Annotated in this window: 14 protein-coding genes and 2 pseudogenes; 7 read left to right on the forward strand and 9 right to left on the reverse strand. The window is 70.2% G+C overall.

What is annotated here, in order from left to right:
* Positions 1-184 (forward strand): annotated as a pseudogene (locus BHU15_RS06600) (2-oxoacid:ferredoxin oxidoreductase subunit beta); the annotation flags it as partial.
* 183 nt (positions 185-367) lie between these two features.
* The gene (rarD, locus tag BHU15_RS06605; RefSeq protein ID WP_069626314.1) at positions 368-1,384 is read left to right on the forward strand and encodes an EamA family transporter RarD; all 1,017 of its coding nucleotides are present in this window, start codon (positions 368-370) and stop codon (positions 1,382-1,384) included.
* On the opposite strand, the gene BHU15_RS06610 is transcribed toward rarD, so the two are convergent.
* Complete coding sequence (locus BHU15_RS06610; RefSeq protein WP_079127964.1) at positions 1,321-2,775, reverse strand: MFS transporter; 1,455 nt, start codon at positions 2,773-2,775, stop codon at positions 1,321-1,323. The two genes, rarD and BHU15_RS06610, sit on opposite strands and share 64 nt — an antisense overlap.
* Positions 2,776-2,898: 123 nt before the next feature.
* On the opposite strand from BHU15_RS06610, the gene BHU15_RS06615 reads away from it, so the two are divergent.
* From BHU15_RS06615 to BHU15_RS06625, 3 genes are all read left to right on the forward strand, one after another.
* Positions 2,899-3,366, forward strand: coding sequence for a winged helix-turn-helix transcriptional regulator (locus tag BHU15_RS06615; RefSeq protein WP_069626315.1), 468 nt, complete (start codon positions 2,899-2,901; stop codon positions 3,364-3,366).
* A 60-nt stretch (positions 3,367-3,426) separates the two neighbouring features.
* Positions 3,427-3,876, forward strand: coding sequence for a VOC family protein (locus BHU15_RS06620; protein ID WP_107422800.1), 450 nt, complete (start codon positions 3,427-3,429; stop codon positions 3,874-3,876).
* A gap of 70 nt (positions 3,877-3,946) precedes the next feature.
* Complete coding sequence (locus BHU15_RS06625) at positions 3,947-4,495, forward strand: GNAT family N-acetyltransferase (RefSeq protein WP_069626317.1); 549 nt, start codon at positions 3,947-3,949, stop codon at positions 4,493-4,495.
* On the opposite strand, the gene BHU15_RS06630 is transcribed toward BHU15_RS06625, so the two are convergent.
* Positions 4,479-4,970, reverse strand: a complete 492-nt coding sequence (locus BHU15_RS06630) for a protein-tyrosine phosphatase family protein (protein WP_069626318.1) — start codon at positions 4,968-4,970, stop codon at positions 4,479-4,481. The two genes, BHU15_RS06625 and BHU15_RS06630, sit on opposite strands and share 17 nt — an antisense overlap.
* A 206-nt stretch (positions 4,971-5,176) precedes the next feature.
* Here BHU15_RS06630 and BHU15_RS06635 point away from each other — a divergent pair.
* Positions 5,177-6,088, forward strand: a pseudogene (locus tag BHU15_RS06635) (M28 family metallopeptidase); the annotation flags it as partial.
* 149 nt (positions 6,089-6,237) lie between these two features.
* Here the strand turns inward: BHU15_RS06635 and BHU15_RS06640 are convergent.
* The 4 genes from BHU15_RS06640 to BHU15_RS06655 form a co-directional block, all read right to left on the reverse strand.
* Positions 6,238-7,161, reverse strand: coding sequence for an ABC transporter permease (locus BHU15_RS06640; protein ID WP_069626319.1), 924 nt, complete (start codon positions 7,159-7,161; stop codon positions 6,238-6,240).
* Positions 7,148-8,098: an ABC transporter ATP-binding protein gene (locus tag BHU15_RS06645; protein WP_069626320.1), complete on the reverse strand. Its 951-nt coding sequence runs from the start codon at positions 8,096-8,098 to the stop codon at positions 7,148-7,150. The genes BHU15_RS06640 and BHU15_RS06645 overlap by 14 nt, the downstream gene beginning before the upstream one ends.
* A gap of 135 nt (positions 8,099-8,233) precedes the next feature.
* On the reverse strand, positions 8,234-9,505 hold the full coding sequence (locus tag BHU15_RS06650) for a LolA family protein (RefSeq protein ID WP_069626321.1): 1,272 nt from the start codon (positions 9,503-9,505) through the stop codon (positions 8,234-8,236).
* A gap of 243 nt (positions 9,506-9,748) precedes the next feature.
* On the reverse strand, positions 9,749-10,759 hold the full coding sequence (locus tag BHU15_RS06655) for a polyprenyl synthetase family protein (RefSeq protein WP_023539420.1): 1,011 nt from the start codon (positions 10,757-10,759) through the stop codon (positions 9,749-9,751).
* Positions 10,760-11,077: 318 nt separating this feature from the next.
* Between BHU15_RS06655 and fahA the strand changes: the two genes are divergently transcribed.
* The gene (gene fahA / locus BHU15_RS06660; RefSeq protein WP_069626322.1) at positions 11,078-12,301 is read left to right on the forward strand and encodes a fumarylacetoacetase; all 1,224 of its coding nucleotides are present in this window, start codon (positions 11,078-11,080) and stop codon (positions 12,299-12,301) included.
* A gap of 136 nt (positions 12,302-12,437) precedes the next feature.
* On the opposite strand, the gene nuoN is transcribed toward fahA, so the two are convergent.
* Genes nuoN through nuoL form a run of 3 tightly spaced genes read right to left on the reverse strand, consistent with a single transcriptional unit; the run spans position 12,438 to position 17,558 of the window.
* Positions 12,438-14,090, reverse strand: a complete 1,653-nt coding sequence (nuoN, locus tag BHU15_RS06665) for an NADH-quinone oxidoreductase subunit NuoN (RefSeq protein ID WP_069626323.1) — start codon at positions 14,088-14,090, stop codon at positions 12,438-12,440.
* Positions 14,087-15,658 (reverse strand): NADH-quinone oxidoreductase subunit M, encoded by a 1,572-nt coding sequence (locus tag BHU15_RS06670; RefSeq protein WP_069626324.1) that lies wholly within the window; start codon positions 15,656-15,658, stop codon positions 14,087-14,089. The genes nuoN and BHU15_RS06670 overlap by 4 nt, the downstream gene beginning before the upstream one ends.
* Before the next feature lie 4 nt (positions 15,659-15,662).
* Positions 15,663-17,558 carry an NADH-quinone oxidoreductase subunit L gene (nuoL, locus tag BHU15_RS06675; RefSeq protein WP_069626325.1) on the reverse strand — a complete coding sequence of 632 codons (1,896 nt, stop codon included), beginning with the start codon at positions 17,556-17,558 and terminating at the stop codon, positions 15,663-15,665.
* Positions 17,559-17,564: the final 6 nt, after the last annotated feature.

Raw genomic sequence — 17,564 nt, forward strand, 5'->3', positions numbered from 1 at the left:
ACTCTCACGCCTCGCCGACCCGGACACGCTGCACCACACACCCATCGGCGTCCTGCGCAGTGTCCGGCGACCCGTCTACGACACCCTCATGAACGAGCAACTCGACACCGCCGTCGAACAGCACGGCAAGGGCGACCTCTCACAACTCCTCGCCGGCAACGACACCTGGACGGTAGTCGGCTGACACCGCCGACCCGTCCGTTCATCGCGGGGCCCGGATCTCGTCCTCCACGAGACCCGGGCCCCGTTTTCCTTGCCGTCCGAGCGGCTGTCATGACCGTATTGCGATACGGACATGACAGCCCGGCCCGCGCGGCGCTACCTTCGTCGAACTGACGTGTGCGCGTGGGGTTCGGGAGGCAGGCCAGTGAAGTCGGACGGCGAGCAGCGCGCGGGATTGCTGTACGGGATCGGCGCCTACGGCATGTGGGGCCTGGTCCCGCTCTTCTGGCCCCTGCTGAAGCCTTCCGGCGCGGTCGAGATCCTCGCCCACCGGATGGTCTGGTCGCTGGCCGTCGTCGCGATCGCGCTGCTGGTGGTACGCCGCTGGGCGTGGATACGGGAGTTGCTGGCCCAGCCGCGCAAGCTCGGCCTGCTGGTGGTCGCCGCCACCGTGATCAGCGTCAACTGGGGCCTGTACATCTGGTCGGTCAACACCGGCCATGTCGTCGAGGCGTCCCTCGGATACTTCATCAACCCGCTCGTCACCATCGCCATCGGCGTCCTGCTCCTCAAGGAGCGGCTGCGGCCCGCCCAGTGGGCGGCGGTCGGCGTCGGTCTGGCCGCCGTACTGGTCCTGGCGATCGGGTACGGGCAGCCGCCCTGGATCTCGCTGACGCTGGCCTTCTCGTTCGCGACGTACGGCCTGGTGAAGAAGAAGGTCAACATCGGCGGGCTGGAGTCGCTGGCCGCCGAGACCGTGATCCTGTTCGTGCCCGCGCTCGGCTATCTGCTCTGGCTCGGGGCCTCCGGCGACGCGACGTTCGGGCCCGAGGGGGTGGGGCACGGCGCGCTGCTGGCGGCCACCGGTGTGGTGACCGCCGTGCCGCTGGTCTGCTTCGGGGCGGCGGCGATACGCGTACCGCTGTCGACGCTGGGGCTGTTGCAGTATCTGGCGCCGGTCTTCCAGTTCCTCCTCGGGATCCTGTATTTCCACGAGGCGATGCCGGCCGAGCGGTGGGCCGGCTTCGCGCTGGTGTGGACGGCGTTGACCATCCTGACGTGGGACGCGCTGCGGACTGCGCGGCGGAACAGGGCGACGGCGGAGGCGCTGCGGCGGGCGGGCGCGCAGGTCCAGGCCGAGGGGTCAGCCGCCCCTGCTCAGTCGGCGGACGGCGCGAAGGCCGTGGGGCGGGCCGGGACGGGGACCTCGTCCGGGGAGTGAGGACCGTGCGGCTTCGGGAGCCTCCGGGGCCGTAGCCCTGTCGCCACGACCAGCAGCCCCAGCACCACCATCACCACCGGCACCACAAGCGCCGCCCGGAACGCGCCCAACTCCCCGTCCGGGCCTGTCGTCGAGGCCAGTCCGTACACGGCCGTCACCGCCGAGATCCCGATCGCCGAACCGAACTGCGTCGAGGTGTACAGCAGCCCGCTCGCCAGCCCCTGCTCCTCGGGCGCGACACCGTCCGTCGCCGCGATCGACAGCGGCCCGTACGCCAGCGCGAACGCGACGCCCGTCAGGATCAGGGTGGGGGCCATCAGCCCGAACGACCAGTCCGCGCCGACCGGCAGGAACAGCGCGTACGCCACGGTCGCCGCCGCGAAGCCGCCCAGCGCCACCCGTGTGTTGCCGAACCGGTTGACCAGGACGGGTGTGAGGGTCGGGGCGAGGATCGCGTCGAGGCCCATCAGGGCCAGTGCGAGCGAGGTCTCCAGCGAGGACCAGCCGCGCAGCTCCTGGAGGTAGAGCGTCGCCATGAACTGGAAGCCGAAGAAGGACCCGAGGAACAGCATCGCGCCGAGATCCGCGCGGACCATCGACGCCTTGCGGAAGATCCCGAGGCGCACCAGCGGGGCGGGCGAGCGGCGTTCGACGGTGACGAAGACGTAGACCAGCAGCAGTCCGACGGCGAACGCCCCCACCGTCAGCGGCCAGCCGGCACCACCGTGCTCCAGCCGTACGACCCCGACGGCCAGCAGCAGCATCGCTCCCGCCGCCGCGGCGGCCCCCGGCAGGTCGAAGCCTCTCGGCGTCCTGTCGGGCGCGGCGGCGGCCTCGGTACGCGGCAGCAGCTTGAGCGCGGCGATCAGGATGACGCCCGCGAGCAGTACGGGGGCGAAGAACACCCAGCGCCAGCCGATCTGCGTCAGCAGACCGCCGATGACCATGCCGAGCGAGAAGCCGCCGGCCGCCGTACCGGCGAAGACGAGCAGGGCGCGGTTGCGCTGCGGGCCCTCCTCGTAGGAGGTGGTGATGATCGACATCGCCGCCGGGGTCATGAAGGCCGCCGACACACCCGTGACGAACCGGGCGACGAGCAGCATCCAGCCCTCGGTCGCGAAGCCGCCGAGTCCGGAGAAGAGCAGGAAGACCGTGAGCCAGACGAGGAACATCCGGCGCCGTCCGAGCAGATCGGCGGCGCGCCCGCCGAGCAGGGTGAATCCGGCGTAACCGAGGATGTACGAGCTGATCACCCAGGCCGCGGTGCCGGTCGACAGGCCGAGGTCGGCCCGGATCGTGGGGATGGCGACGGCGAGCATCGCGATGTCGATCCCCTCAAGGAAGATCGTCCCGCTGAGGACCAGCAGCAGTGCCCAGGCCCGTGCGGACATGGCCGGGATGGCGGGTGGCATGAGTGTCTCCTCGAAGGGCACGACGGAAGAAGGGATCGGTTACTCGTTAGAGGGTCGGTTCCCTCTTGTAACCAACCCGATCCTGCGGCACGATCAGATGCCATGGAAGAAGGCACTTTGAAGTCACCGAGGCACCCCACGGGTACCGCGCCCGCCCCGGCGCCGGCCGCCGCCGCCCGGTGCGACTACGGCGACGCGGACCCCTTCCAGTGGGACACCCGCGAGGACTGCGAGGTCCGGCAGATCCTCGACCGGATCGGCGACAAGTGGTCGCTGCTGGTCATCGCCCTGCTCGACGTGAGCACGCTGCGCTTCACCGAGCTGCGCCGGGAGATCGACGGCATCAGCCAGCGGATGCTGACGGTGACACTGCGCCAGCTGGAGCGCGACGGCCTGGTGAAGCGCACGGTCCACCCGGTGGTGCCGCCGCGCGTGGAGTACCAGCTGACGCCGATGGGGCGGACGCTGCACACGACGATCAACGCGCTCGTCGTCTGGACCGAGGAGCACCAGAACCAGATCGCGGCGGCGCGCGAGGAGTACGACAGGCGCGCGGCGACGGCGCCCTGACGGAGCCGGTCCCGGCGTGTTCGCCGCCCGAGCCGCCCCGGAAGCCCTATGAACGCTTCCATGACCCTGCACTGGAAACTCGTCATCGACACGACCGATCCGCACAGCCAGGCCGACTTCTGGGCCGAGGCACTGGGTTACGACGTCGAGGACAACAGCGCCCTGATCGAACGGCTGCTGGGCATCGGAGCCGTACCGATCGAGCAGACGGTGGATTCCCACGGCCGCCGAGCCTGGCTCGATCTCATCGCCGTCCGCCATCCGGACGACCCGTTCGACGCGGACACGGGTGTCGGCGCGGGCAGACGGATCCTCTTCCAGCGCGTACCGGGGACCAAGGCCGGCAAGAACCGCATCCACCTGGACGTCCACGTCGGGGAGGGCCGCCGGGCGGCCGAAGTGGCCAGGTTGGAGGGGTTGGGCGCGACGCTTCTGTACGAGGCGAACGTGCCCGGGGGTGTGTGGGTGACGATGTCGGACCCGGAGGGCAACGAGTTCTGCGTGCAGTGAACGAGCGTACGGCGGCACGCGGCACGGAACCCCCGAACAACCGTCCGGGTCCTGCGGTACGTTGCCGGGCATGCCCGAGCCCGGACCGAGCCCCGCGCCGATTCCCTGGCCGACCGACCCGATCAGGACCGAGCGGCTCGTGCTGCGCGAGGCCGGGGCCGGGGACCGGGGGAGGTTCGTCGAGTTGTTCGCCTCGCCCGAGGTGGGGGTGTACGTGGGTGGGGCCCGCCCGCGCGACGAGCTTGAGCGCGCCATGCCCGCGGTGCCCGGGCAGCGGTCTGGCCTGTTCGTGGTCGATCTCGACGGGGCGATGATCGGCATGGTCACGCTCGACCGGCGGGACGCGGAGCATCCGGGCGGTGGGAAGGCCGAGTTGGGCTATCTGTTCCTGCCGGATGCCTGGGGATACGGCTACGCGGCCGAGGCGTGCGCGGCGGCGCTCGGCTGGTTCGCCGGTGTGCTTCCCGGCGAGCCGGTGGTACTCAGCACCCGGACCGCCAACGAGCGCGCGCTGCGTCTCGCGGCGAAGCTGGGGTTCACCGAGGTGGAGCGGTTCGAGGCGTACGGCGCCGAGCAGTGGTCCGGCGTGTGGTCGCCCCCGGTCACGCCGCCCGGTTGAGCAGGCGTAGCGTCCACGCCCGCTGTTCGGGGGTGTCCGGGACGGCCAGGCCGCGGGCCTCTTCCAGGGCGTGCCACGCGAGGTCAGGGTCGGTCCCGCCGAGGATCAGGAGCGCGGCGGCAAGCAGGGACGCGCGGCCTATGCCCGCCCGGCAGTGGGTGACGACGTGCGCGCCGTCGGCGAGGCCGTCGGACAGCTCGCGCAGCGTCGACAGGACTGCGGCCAGGTCGGGGACGGTGCGGTCGGGGATCGGGACAGAGACAAAGCGCAGGCCGGCTGCCGTGGCCGCGCGTTCCTCGTCGGACAGGCCCAGTTCGTCGCGTTCGGGCCCGGTGAGCGCGCAGACCAGCACGTCGGTTCCCGCCTCGCGCAGGCCCCGCATCTCGTCGTCCAGCCAGTCGCCGCCCCGAGGTTTGGCCATGGTGCTCAGACGTCCGGGGCCGGGCAGGTCGATCGTGAACAACGTGGGTCGCATGTCAGCAGCATAAGTATCCGCAAGTCGAACACGCGTGTCCGATTCCCGCTCTTGACGCTGAGTCAAGCGTGCGTTGACCATCAGTCCGCATCACGCGCACCACTTTCCGTCAGTCCCCGTACGGAATCCGGAGCCCCCACATGAAGCTCTCCAAGCTCTCCGTTCGCTCACGTACCGTTCTCGTCGGCGCGCTCGCGATCGGCGGGATGCTCGCGTCCGTCGCTCCCGCCGCGAACGCGGCGCCGGTCGCGCGGGCCACGGCCACCGCACCCGCCACCGTCCTCGCCGCCCCCGACATATCCCTCGCCAACGTCAAGGCGCATCTGACGCAGTTCTCGTCCATAGCCGCCGCCAACGGCGGCAACCGCGCGCACGGCCGGCCCGGCTACCTGGCCTCCGTCAACTATGTGAAGGGCAAGCTGGACGCGGCCGGGTTCACCACCTCCGTGCAGCAGTTCAGCTCCGGCGGGAGCGTCGGCTACAACCTGATAGCCGACTGGCCCGGCGGTGACCCCAACCAGGTCGTGATGGCCGGGGCCCACCTCGACTCGGTGACCTCGGGCGCCGGGATCAACGACAACGGGTCCGGTTCCGCCGCCGTACTGGAGACCGCCCTGGCGGTGTCCAGAGCCGGGCTCCAGCCGACGAAGCATCTGCGGTTCGCCTGGTGGGGCGCGGAGGAGCTGGGGCTGGTCGGCTCCCGCTACTACACGAACAACCTGCCGTCCGCCGAGCGCGCGAAGCTCGACGGCTACCTCAACTTCGACATGATCGGCTCGTCGAACGCCGGCTACTTCGTCTACGACGACGACCCCGCCATCGAGCAGACCTTCAAGACCTACTTCGCCGGACTCGGCGTCCCCACGGAGATCGAGACCGAGGGCGACGGCCGCTCCGACCACGCGTCCTTCAAGAACATCGGCATCCCGGTCGGCGGACTGTTCACCGGCGCCGGGCGTACGAAGACCAGTGCCCAGGTCCAGAAGTGGGGCGGCACGGCCGGCCAGGCCTTCGACCGCTGCTACCACTCGTCGTGCGACACGACGGCGAGCATCAACGACACCGCGCTGAACCGCAACAGCGACGCCATCGCCTACGCGATCTGGGAGCTGGCGAGCTAGGGCCTGTCGTTTGGATNNGCCATGCCGACCGACGACAACGCAGGGGGTACCTCCCGTGCCCCCCTGGGGGCTACGGGGGAGAGGCGCGGCACCAGCGCACGCGAGCCCGGCAAGATCCGAAAGACAGGCCCTGACCCGCCCGCTCCTCACGCACTGATGTCCTTCGCCGTGAAACGCGCCCAGGCCGCCGAGCCGAACACGGCCGCGTACACGCCCTGCAAGCCGAGATTCTTCAGCACGTCGTCCCAGTAGAACGGCTCGCGGAGCAGATCGGCGAAGGACAGCCAGTAGTGCGGGAAGAGATACGGGTGGATCCCGTGCAGCTGCGGGATCGTGTCCAGGATCTGCACCGTGATCACCAGCCCCACCGTCGTCGCCATGGCGGCGATCCCGCTGTTGGTGAGGGTGGAGACGAACAGGCCGAGCGCCGCCAGCCCGATCAGTGACGCGGCGACGATCAGGGCGATCAGCACCGCCCTGATCAGCCCGTCGCCGAAGGAGATGCTCGTGCCGGAGATCGTCGTGACGTCGCCGAGCGGGAACAGCAGTGCCCCCACGAGCAGCGCGGACACCGCGACCGCCAGCGTCGCGGCCAGGCAGAAGACCAGCGTCGCCGCGTACTTGGCCAGCAGCAGCCGCGTCCGGCCCGCCGGCGCCACCAGCAGATAGCGCAGGGTGCCCGCGTTCGCCTCGCCCGCGACCGCGTCGCCCGCGATGACGCCGACCGCCATCGGGAGGAAGACCGGCAGCGTCGCGGCGAGCGCGGCGAAGACCAGGAACAGCCCGTTGTTGGTGATCTGCGTGAGGAAGGCCGGGCCGCCGCCGCCCTCGGGCCCACCGCCGACCGAGCCGCCGTCGCTCGTCTCGATCTTGATGGCGATGCCGATCAGGACCGGTACGGCGGCCAGCACGCCCAGCAGCGCGAGGGTGCGCCAGCGGCGGAAGGTGGTGACCAGCTCGGATCGCAGCAGCCCGAGCGTCCACAGCGGCGATACGGAGCGGGCGCCGGCGGCCGGAACCGGAGCCGGAGCCGTAGCCACGTCCGTGCTCACGTTCTCAACCCGCGACATCGAATCCCTCCCCGGTCAGCGCCACGAACGCGTCCTCCAGCGAAGCCCGTTCGACCCCGAAGGCCCGTACGCGCACCCCCGCCCGTACCAGCGCCGAATTGAGGTCCGCCGGCTCGGCCGGCTCCCCCTCGTCGGACACCGGCAGCTCCCCGCTCACCCGGTCCCCGGCCACCGTCACATCGGTGACCCCCAGCTCCTTCAGCACCCGGGCGGCGTCCGCCGGATCGGGGGTCGTGACCGCCAGCCGCCCCCGGGTGCCCGCCGCCAGCTCGGCGACCGTGCCCTGGGTCAGCAGCCGTCCGCGCGCCATCACGGCCGCGTGCGTGCACACCTGCTCGATCTCGTCCAGCAGATGCGAGGAGAGGAAGACCGTCGTGCCCTCGTGCGCCAGCTCCCGTACGAGGGCCCGGATCTCGCGCATGCCCTGCGGGTCGAGGCCGTTCGTCGGCTCGTCGAGGACGAGGAGCTTTCGCGGCTGGAGCAGCGCGGCGGCGAGCGCGAGCCGCTGCTTCATGCCCAGCGAGTACGCCTTGGTCTTCTTGCCGCCGGCCGCCGTGAGCCCGACCCGCTCCAGCGCCCCGGCCACCCGGGCACGCCGGGTGCGGGGGTCGGCGGTGGGGTCGGCGGAGTCGTAGCGCAGGAGATTGTCGCGGCCGTTCAAGTACCCGTACAGCGCCGGGCCTTCGATCAGCGCGCCGACCTGCGGCAGTACGGCTCCGGCCGCGCGCGGCATGCCGCGGCCGAGGACCGAGGCGGTGCCCGCGGTCGGTTCTATGAGGCCCATCAGCATGCGGATGGTGGTGGTCTTCCCGGAGCCGTTGGGGCCGAGGAAGCCGAAGACGCTGCCGGCCGGTACGGCGAGGTCCAGGCGGTCGACCGCGAGCTGTCCGCCCCGGTAGCGCTTGGTGAGCCCGCGCGTCTCTATGACGACTGTCATCCCGCGGCCGTCCCTTCTCCCCGTTCCCGTGCGGACAGCGGTCCGCCCCGCCGTACGGAGCGTACGACGGGGCGGGCCGTCCGTGCGTGGTGCTGCGCGCATGCCTGGTGCCGCGCGCATGCGCCGCGCTTCGCGCTACTTCGCCGCGTTGGCCGCCTTCACCAGCGCGTCCTTGGTGACCGCGCCGACGTAGACCTTGCCGTCGTCCGTCATCAGGGCGTTGACCAGGCGCGTCTTGAAGACCGTGCCCGAGCCGAACTTCCCGTCGACCTTGTCACCCAGCGCGTCCATGAACTCCCGCCCCTGCGCGGGCATGTCCTTCGACGCGGCGGCCGGGCCCACGCCGCCGGTGTCGAGCCGGACGATCGTGGTCCAGCCCTCCCCGATGACGTTCGGCTCCGTCCCGAGGCCCTTGAGGTCCTTGGCGTCCTTGGGCGCCTTGTGGGCCTGGTCCTTGCCCGCGGCCTTCGACTCGTCGGCCTCCGTCACCTTCGCGCCCTTGGGGGGCGTGAAGTCGAAGGTGGACGCGGCCGGCTTCGAGAAGTCGACCTTGGTGAAGCCGACGTCGATCGCGGCCTTGCCACCGCTGCTCGGCAGCAGGGTGAACTTCAGGGGCGTACCGGTCCTGGAGTCGACCGCCACCTTGATGGAACCGATCGTCGAGCCCGTCTGCTTGGGCTTGATGACCAGCTGGTAGGCGTCACGGCCCGCGATCCGCGCCGTGCCGTCGACGGTCACCGAGGTGGTGTCGCCCGCGGCCTTCAGCGCTTCCTGCGCGAAGTCCTGGGGCGTGGCGGGCAGATCCTTCGGCGCGGCCTGGTCCTTGCCCTTCGCACCCTTCTCCGAGCCCTTGGCGGCGCCGGCCGGGGCCGTGGCGTGGTACGCCTCGTTCGAGGCGCTGTCGTACGCCCACACCTCGTCGCCGTTGTGGATCAGGCTGTACTCGGCGGCGCTGTCGAGGATCGACAGGCGCTGCTTGTCCGGTCCGTCGGCGGCGACGCGCAGGGTGTGCTCGCCGGAGGCCAGCTCCATCAGCCGTCCGGTCGGCTCGGCGGCGGAACCGCCGCCCTCGGCGCCCGCGGCGCCGCCCTTCGGCGCGAACGTCCCGGCGGCCGAGCCACCGAGACCTCCGAGCGACGGGATGCCGAGGTCCGTGGTGATCTTGACGGTGCCGGACAGCTGTTCGGTGTCGGACGCCGCGATCTTCTCGATCAGCTCCGCCGCGCTGATCTTCGGCAGATCCGGATCGCCCGTCGAGGCGAGCGCCGGGACGAGACCGATGGTGGCCGCCGTGATGCCCGCGACCGCGACCGGGACGACATAGCGCGCCGCTCTGCGACGGCCCGCCGGAACTCCCCCGGTCTCGCCGGTCTCGCCGGTGATCTGTGCGCTGTCGTTCGGTGCCATGTGTGCCCTACCTCCGTGGTCGGCGGCTTCCGTCCCTTTGCACTCGTCCACCCCTTGCCGCCATTCTCACTCGAATTGGTCCGGGGTGGTGTTGTCCATAAGACCAAATCGGCTAATCGGAAGCGTCACCCCGCAGAGGCAACTTCGCGTACTGCTCTGGGATGACGGCCGGCGCCGTCGGCTCCCCCATCCAGTAGGGGACGGCCCGGCCCAAGGAACACGCGGGGGTGTCAACGGGCGTACTCAGCCCGCGCGGTGGACCACCAGGTCGCACAGTTCGACCAGCGCGGACTTCGCGTAGCACTCGGGCAGCGGAGTGAGCGCCGTACGCGCCTCCTCGGCGTACCGGACGGTGTCCCGCCGTGCCTGCTCCAGCGCCGGGTGCGCGCGCAGCCCGCGCAGCGCCTCCGCGTGCCTGGCGTCGTCCGTCAGGTCGCCGTCCAGCAGCTCGACCAGCTCGATGTCCTCCGGGCGGCCGTGCGCCTCGGCCTGGGCGCGCAGCAGGAGCACCGGCAGCGTGGGGATGCCCTCGCGGAGGTCGGTGCCGGGGGTCTTGCCGGACTCGTGGGAGTCGCTGGCGATGTCCAGGACGTCGTCGGCGAGCTGGAAGGCGACCCCGAGCCGCTCGCCGTACTGGGTGAGGATGTCGGTGACCGTCTCGTCGGCGCCGGACGTCAGCGCGCCGAAGCGGCCGGACACGGCGAACAGCGCGCCGGTCTTGCCGGCGAGCACGTCGAGGTAGTGGCTGACGGGGTCGCGCCCGTCGCGCGGTCCGGCCGTCTCCAGGATCTGGCCCGTCACCAGCCGCTCGAACGCCTCGGCCTGGATCCGTACGGCCTCGGGCCCGAGGTCCGCCAGGATGTGCGACGCGCGCGCGAAGAGGAAGTCACCCGTGAGAACCGCGACGGAGTTGCCCCAGCGGCTGTTGGCGCTGTCCACACCCCGGCGTACGTCCGCCTCGTCCATCACGTCGTCGTGGTACAGCGTCGCCAGGTGCGTCAGCTCCACGACCACGGCCGCGGGGACGATCCCGGGGGCGTACGGGTCACCGAACTGGGCCGCCAGCATCACGACCAGCGGCCGGAACCGCTTGCCCCCGGCGCGCACCAGGTGCTGCGCCGCTTCCGTGATGAAAGGGACCTCGCTCTTGGTGGCTTCGAGGAGACCCGCCTCCACTGCCGACAATCCGCTCAGGACATCGGCTTCAAGAGCCGGGTCCCGCACGCTCAGCCCGAACGGCCCGACGACGGTCACGAGGGGTACTCCTGTCTGCTGACGATCACATGGATTGTCGATGTGTCGCTGCTGTCATTCAAGTCAGCGTATCCGGTCGGGTTTCGATCACCATGGGCGCCTTCCCGGCTCCGCCCGTATGTTCGTGATCAGTAAATACGACCAGAACTGACCCCGTTTGTCCGTGCCCCGCGCCCGTTCGGGCTACCGCCGGTAGTACGCCCCAACACCCCACCCCGCTCAGGCCCTTTCGGTCGTTGCGCGCTTTTTATCACTGCCGCCGCCGGGCAACACCGACGTAACGTGTCCAGCATCGATCCGGAAAGCGAGGCAGCACCGATGCCCGAGCAGAGCCCGCTCGAACTGGCCGAGGGCGATCCCTTCGGTCCGCACAACCTCCCCTACGGCGTCTTCACCACGGCCGGCGAGCCCGAGCGCCGTCGGCTCGGGGTGCGTGTCGGCGGCCATGTGCTCGACGCGGGGGCCGCCGCGCACGCGCTGGGCTCCCCGTACGCCGCGCTGCTGGACCGGCCGAGTCTCAACCCGCTGATGGCCGCCGGGCGCACGGCCTGGCGCGATGTACGCCGGGCCCTCACCGCCTGGGTGACGGTCCCCGCCCACCGGCCGGACATAGAGCCCCTGCTGCACCCGCTCGACTCCGTCACGCTGCACCTGCCGTACGAGGTCGCGGACTACGTCGACTTCTACGCCAGCGAGCACCACGCCACCAACGTCGGCCGGATCTTCCGCCCCGACGGGGACGCGCTGACACCCAACTGGAAACATCTGCCGATCGGTTACCACGGCAGGGCCGGCACGATCGTCGTCTCCGGCACGGACGTCACCCGCCCGTCCGGGCAGCGCAAGTCGCCCGCCGACCCGGCGCCCGTCTTCGGCCCCTCCGGCAAGCTCGACATCGAGGCGGAGGTCGCCTTCGTCGTCGGTACGCCCTCGCGGCAGGGCAGCCCGGTGGAGCTGGCCTCGTTCCGTGACCACGTCTTCGGTCTCTCCCTGCTCAACGACTGGTCGGCGCGGGACATCCAGGCCTGGGAGTACGTGCCGCTCGGCCCGTTCCTCGGCAAGTCCTTCGCCACGTCCGTTGCCGCCTGGGTGACCCCGCTGGAGGCCCTCGACGCGGCCCGCGTGGCGCCCCCGGCCCGTACCGACGATCTGCTCCCCTATCTGGACGACGCGCAGGACGAGGAGCCCGGCGGCTTCGACCTGCGGATCTCCGTCTCCCTGAACGGCCATGTGATCTCGGAGCCCCCGTTCTCCACCATGTACTGGACGGCGGCGCAGCAGCTGGCCCATATGACGGTCAACGGTGCCTCCCTCCGTACGGGCGACCTCTTCGCCTCGGGCACGGTCAGCGGCGCCCGGCGCGAGGAGCGCGGCTCCTTCCTCGAACTCACCTGGAACGGCACCGAGCCCCTCGAACTCCCCGACGGCAAGCGCACGTTCCTGGAGGACGGCGACGAGATCACCCTCACAGCCTGGGCCCCGGGCCCGGACGGCACCCGGGTGGGCCTCGGCGAGGTGGCGGGGCGGATCGTCGCCGGATGAGCGCGACGCGGCCCCGCTCGCCGCGCACGCCGCGGAACCCGTCTGCGGGCTCCTGAGGTCCGCCGAACGCCGCGGGGCCCCACCGGGTGTCGGTGGGGCCCCGCGGCGCTTGTGTGCCCGCGTACGGGCGTGCGACCTAGCGGACGAAGACGCCCGCCTGGCTTGCCAGGTCCAGGAAGTACTGGGGTGCGAGGCCCAGGACCAGGGTGACCGCGACTCCCACGCCGATCGTCGCCATCGTCAGCGGCGAGGGCACGGCGACCGTGGGGCCGTCCGCCTTCGGCTCGCTGAAGAACATCAGGACGATGACCCGGATGTAGAAGAACGCGGCGATCGCGGAGGAGATCACACCGACCACGACCAGCGCGCCGGCCCCGCCGTCCGCCGCCGCCTTGAAGACGGCGAACTTGCCGGAGAAGCCCGAGGTCAGCGGAATGCCGGCGAAGGCGAGCAGGAAGACCGCGAAGACCGCGGCCACCAGGGGTGAACGTCTGCCGAGCCCCGCCCACTTCGACAGGTGCGTCGCCTCGCCGCCCGCGTCGCGCACCAGCGTGACGACGGCGAACGCGCCGACCGTCACGAACGAGTACGCCGCCAGGTAGAAGAGGACGGACGAGATGCCGTCGTCCGACATGGCGATGACACCGGCCAGGATGAAGCCCGCGTGCGCGATCGACGAGTACGCCAGGAGGCGCTTGATGTCCGTCTGGGTGATGGCGACGACCGCGCCGAACAGCATGGTGAGGATCGCGACACCGAACATCACGGGCCGGAAGTCCCAGCGCAGGCCCGGCAGCACCACGTACAGCAGTCGCAGCAGGGCGCCGAACGCGGCGACCTTCGTCGCGGCCGCCATGAAACCGGTGACCGGCGTGGGCGCGCCCTGGTAGACGTCCGGGGTCCACATGTGGAACGGCACCGCGCCGACCTTGAAGAGCAGGCCCATGAGGATCATCGCGCCGCCGATGAGCAGCAGCGCGTCGTTGCCCATGGTGTCCGCGAGGACCGGGTCGACGGTGCCGACCGAGCCGTCGACGACGGCGGCGATGCGCGCGTACGACACCGAGCCCGCGTAGCCGTACAGCAGCGCGACGCCGAAGAGCAGGAACGCGGACGAGAAGGCCCCGAGCAGGAAGTACTTCACCGCGGCCTCCTGCGACATCAGCCGCTTGCGGCGGGCCAGCGCGCACAGGAGGTAGAGCGGGAGGGAGAAGACCTCCAGCGCGATGAAGAGCGTCAGCAGGTCGTTGGCGGCCGGGAAGACCAGCATGCCCGCCACCGCGAACATCATGATCGGGAACACCTCGGTGGTGGTGAACCCGGCCTTGACCGCCGCCTTCTCGCCCTCGCTGCCGGGCACCGAGGCGCCCTCGGCGGCGAAGGAGTCGATCCGGGCGCCGTGGCTCACCGGGTCGAGCCTGCGCTCGGCGAAGGTGAACACGGCGACGACCGACGTCAGGAGGATGACGCCCTGGAGGAACAGCGCGGGCCCGTCCACGGCGATCGCGCCCATGGCGGCGAGGTGCGCCTTGGTGCTGCCGTATCCGCCCGCCGCCAGGGCGACCACCGCGGCGAACGCGGCGGCCAGGGCGACGACCGAGAGGAAGAGCTGCGCGTAGTACCGACCCTTCCTCGGGACGAAGGCCTCAAGGAGGATGCCCACGACCGCGGCGCCCAGCACGATCAGTACGGGGGCCAGTTGCGCGTATTCGATCTTGGGGGCCTGGATCTTGTCGATCCCCTCGGCCGCCGTCGTTGTCCACAGGCTGTGGACAGCTGTCACGCTCACGGTGCTGCCTCCACCTCGGGCTTGGGGTCGGACTTATGGACGTCGCTCATGGTGTGCTCCACCGCCGGGTTCACGATGTCGGTCAGCGGCTTCGGGTAGACGCCCAGGAAGAGGAGGAGCGCGATCAGCGGGGTGACGACCGCCAGCTCACGCAGCTTCAGGTCCGGCATGTGGCGGACCGACTCGTTCACCGGGCCCGTCATCGTGCGCTGGTAGAGGACCAGGACGTAGAGCGCGGCGAGCACGATGCCGATGGTCGCGATGATGCCGATCACCGGATACCGGCTGAACGTGCCGACCAGGACCAGGAATTCACTCACGAACGGGGCGAGCCCCGGCAGCGAGAGGGTCGCCAGTCCGCCGATCAGGAACGTGCCGGCCAGGACCGGGGCGACCTTCTGCACTCCGCCGTAGTCCGAGATGAGCCGGGAACCGCGCCGCGAGATCAGGAAGCCCGCGACCAGCAGCAGCGCGGCCGTCGAGATGCCGTGGTTGATCATGTAGAGCGTCGCGCCCGACTGGCCCTGGCTGGTCATCGCGAAGATGCCCATGATGATGAAGCCGAAGTGCGAGATCGACGCGTAGGCGATCAGCCGCTTGATGTCGCGCTGGCCGACCGCGAGCAGCGCCCCGTAGACGATGCTGATCAGCGCCAGCACCAGCACCACCGGGGTGGCCCACTTGGACGCCTCCGGGAAGAGCTGGAGGCAGAAGCGCAGCATCGCGAACGTGCCGACCTTGTCGACCACCGCGGTGATCAGGACGGCGACGGGCGCGGTGGCCTCGCCCATGGCGTTGGGCAGCCAGGTGTGCACCGGCCACAGGGGCGCCTTGATGGCGAAGGCGAGGAAGAAGCCCAGGAAGAGCCACCTCTCCATGCCCGTCGACATGTCCAGCGTGCCGTCGGCCCTCGCCGCGGCGATCTCCGTCAGCGAGAAGGTGCCCGCCTGGACGAACAGTCCGATGACGGCGGCCAGCATGATCAGGCCGCCGGCCAGGTTGTAGAGGAGGAACTTCACGGCCGCGTACGACCGCTGGGTGGCTCCGGCCTCGTCGCCGCCCGCGTGGGCCCGGTCCCCGAAGCCGCCGATGAGGAAGTACACCGGGATGAGCATGGCTTCGAACAGGATGTAGAAGAGGAAGACGTCGGTGGCCTCGAAGGAGAGGATCACCATCGCCTCGACCATCAGGATCAGGGCGAAGAAGCCCTGCGTCGGCCGCCAGCGGGAGCTCTTCGTCTCCAGCGGGTCGGCGTCGTGCCAGCCCGCCGCGATGACGAAGGGGATCAGCAGGGCGGTGAGCGCCATGAGCGACACACCGATGCCGTCCACGCCCAGTTCGTACCTGACCCCGAAGTCGGAGATCCAGGCGTGGGACTCCGTCAACTGGTAACGGTCGCCGCCGGGTTCGAAGCGGACCAGCGCGATCGCCGCCAGTACGAGCGTGGCGAGCGAGAAGGTCAGCGCGATCCACTTGGCGGCGGTGCGCCGGGCGGCCGGAACGGCCGCCGTGACGATGGCGCCGATCGCCGGGACGGCCGCCGTCGCCGTCAGAAGGGGGAACGACATCTGATTACACCGCCCTCATCAGCAGGGTCGCGGCGATGAGCACTGCCGTACCTCCGAACATCGAGACCGCGTAGGAGCGGGCGTAGCCGTTCTGCAGCTTGCGCAGCCGGCCGGAGAGCCCGCCGAACGACGCCGCGGTGCCGTTGACGACACCGTCGACCAGGGTGTGGTCGACGTACACGAGCGAGCGGGTGAGGTGCTCGCCGCCGCGGACCAGGACCACATGGTTGAAGTCGTCCTGGAGAAGATCGCGGCGGGCGGCGCGGGTGACCAGCGAGCCGCGCGGCGCCGTGACGGGCACCGGCTTGCGGCCGTACTGGAGATACGCGACACCGACACCGATGAGCAGCACCACGACCGTGAGGGTGGTGACGGCCGCCGCGCTGATCGGCGGGTGACCGTGCTCGAACTGGGTGACCGGCTCAAGCCACTTCACGAACGACTCGTTGAGCGAGAAGAGACCGCCCGCGAAGACCGAGCCGAAGGCGAGGACGATCATCGGGATCGTCATCGACTTGGGCGACTCGTGCGGCTTGGGCTCATTGCCCTCCGCGTCGGGCTGCCAGCGCTTCTCACCGAAGAAGGTCATCAGCATCACGCGCGTCATGTAGTACGCGGTGAGGGCCGCGCCCAGGAGGGTGACGGCGCCGAGGATCCAGCCCTCGGTGCCTCCCTTGGCGAACGCCGCCTCGATGATCTTGTCCTTCGACCAGAAGCCGGAGAGACCCGGGAAGCCGATGATCGCGAGATAGCCGAGACCGAAGGTGACGAAGGTGACCGGCATGTACTTGCGCAGACCGCCGTACTTGCGCATGTCGACCTCGTCGTTCATGCCGTGCATGACCGAGCCGGCGCCGAGGAACAGCCCGGCCTTGAAGAAGCCGTGCGTCACCAGGTGCATGATCGCGAAGACGTAGCCGATGGGGCCGAGACCTGCGGCCAGGATCATGTAGCCGATCTGGGACATCGTCGAGCCCGCGAGGGCCTTCTTGATGTCGTCCTTCGCGCAACCGACGATCGCACCGAACAGGAGCGTGACGGCTCCGACGATCACGACGACGAGTTGGGCGTCCGGCGAGGCGTTGAAGATCGCGCCGGAGCGGGTGATCAGATACACGCCCGCCGTCACCATCGTCGCCGCGTGGATCAGGGCCGAGACCGGGGTCGGGCCCTCCATCGCGTCGCCGAGCCAGGACTGGAGCGGCACCTGCGCCGACTTGCCGCAGGCCGCGAGCAGCAGCATCAGGCCGATGCCGGTGATCGTGCCGCTGCTCGCCTGACCGGTGGACTCCAGGACGGGCCCGAAGGCGAACGTGCCGAAGGTGGTGAACATCAGCATGATCGCGATCGACAGGCCCATGTCGCCGACGCGGTTGACGAGGAAGGCCTTCTTGGCCGCGGTGGCCGCGCTGGGCTTGTGCTGCCAGAACCCGATGAGCAGGTACGACGCGAGGCCGACACCCTCCCAGCCGAAGTACAGCAGCAGGTAGTTGTCCGCGAGGACCAGCAGCAGCATCGCGGCGAGGAACAGGTTCAGATAGCCGAAGAAGCGGCGGCGCCGCTCGTCGTGCTCCATGTACCCGATGGAGTAGATGTGGATCAGGGTGCCGACGCCGGTGATGAGCAGTACGAACGTCATGGACAGCTGGTCGAGCTGGAAGGCGATGTCCGCCTGGAAGCTCTCGACCGGAATCCAGCTGAACAGGTGCTGGTGCAGGGCGCGGTCGTCGCCGCTCCTGCCCAGCATGTCCGCGAACAGCACCACGCCGATCACGAAGGAGGCGGCAGCCAGCAGCGTGCCGAGGATATGGCCCACCCGGTCGAGACGCCGCCCGCCGCACAGCAGAAGACCTGCTCCGAGCAGGGGCGCCGCGATGAGCAGCGCGATCAGATTCTCCACGATTCA

The sequence above is a fragment of the Streptomyces niveus genome, from assembly GCF_001723055.1.
Taxonomy (GTDB): domain Bacteria; phylum Actinomycetota; class Actinomycetes; order Streptomycetales; family Streptomycetaceae; genus Streptomyces; species Streptomyces niveus.

Bases quoted from the DNA above. Each gene is read 5' to 3' on its own strand.
- BHU15_RS06610 (WP_079127964.1), bottom strand. From the start codon at position 2,775: ATGTCCGCACGGGCCTGGGCACTGCTGCTGGTCCTCAGCGGGACGATC.
- BHU15_RS06615 (WP_069626315.1), top strand. From the start codon at position 2,899: ATGGAAGAAGGCACTTTGAAGTCACCGAGGCACCCCACGGGTACCGCG.
- BHU15_RS06620 (WP_107422800.1), top strand. From the start codon at position 3,427: ATGACCCTGCACTGGAAACTCGTCATCGACACGACCGATCCGCACAGC.
- BHU15_RS06625 (WP_069626317.1), top strand. From the start codon at position 3,947: ATGCCCGAGCCCGGACCGAGCCCCGCGCCGATTCCCTGGCCGACCGAC.
- BHU15_RS06630 (WP_069626318.1), bottom strand. From the start codon at position 4,970: ATGCGACCCACGTTGTTCACGATCGACCTGCCCGGCCCCGGACGTCTG.
- BHU15_RS06640 (WP_069626319.1), bottom strand. From the start codon at position 7,161: ATGTCGCGGGTTGAGAACGTGAGCACGGACGTGGCTACGGCTCCGGCT.
- BHU15_RS06645 (WP_069626320.1), bottom strand. From the start codon at position 8,098: ATGACAGTCGTCATAGAGACGCGCGGGCTCACCAAGCGCTACCGGGGC.
- BHU15_RS06650 (WP_069626321.1), bottom strand. From the start codon at position 9,505: ATGGCACCGAACGACAGCGCACAGATCACCGGCGAGACCGGCGAGACC.
- fahA (WP_069626322.1), top strand. From the start codon at position 11,078: ATGCCCGAGCAGAGCCCGCTCGAACTGGCCGAGGGCGATCCCTTCGGT.
- BHU15_RS06670 (WP_069626324.1), bottom strand. From the start codon at position 15,658: ATGTCGTTCCCCCTTCTGACGGCGACGGCGGCCGTCCCGGCGATCGGC.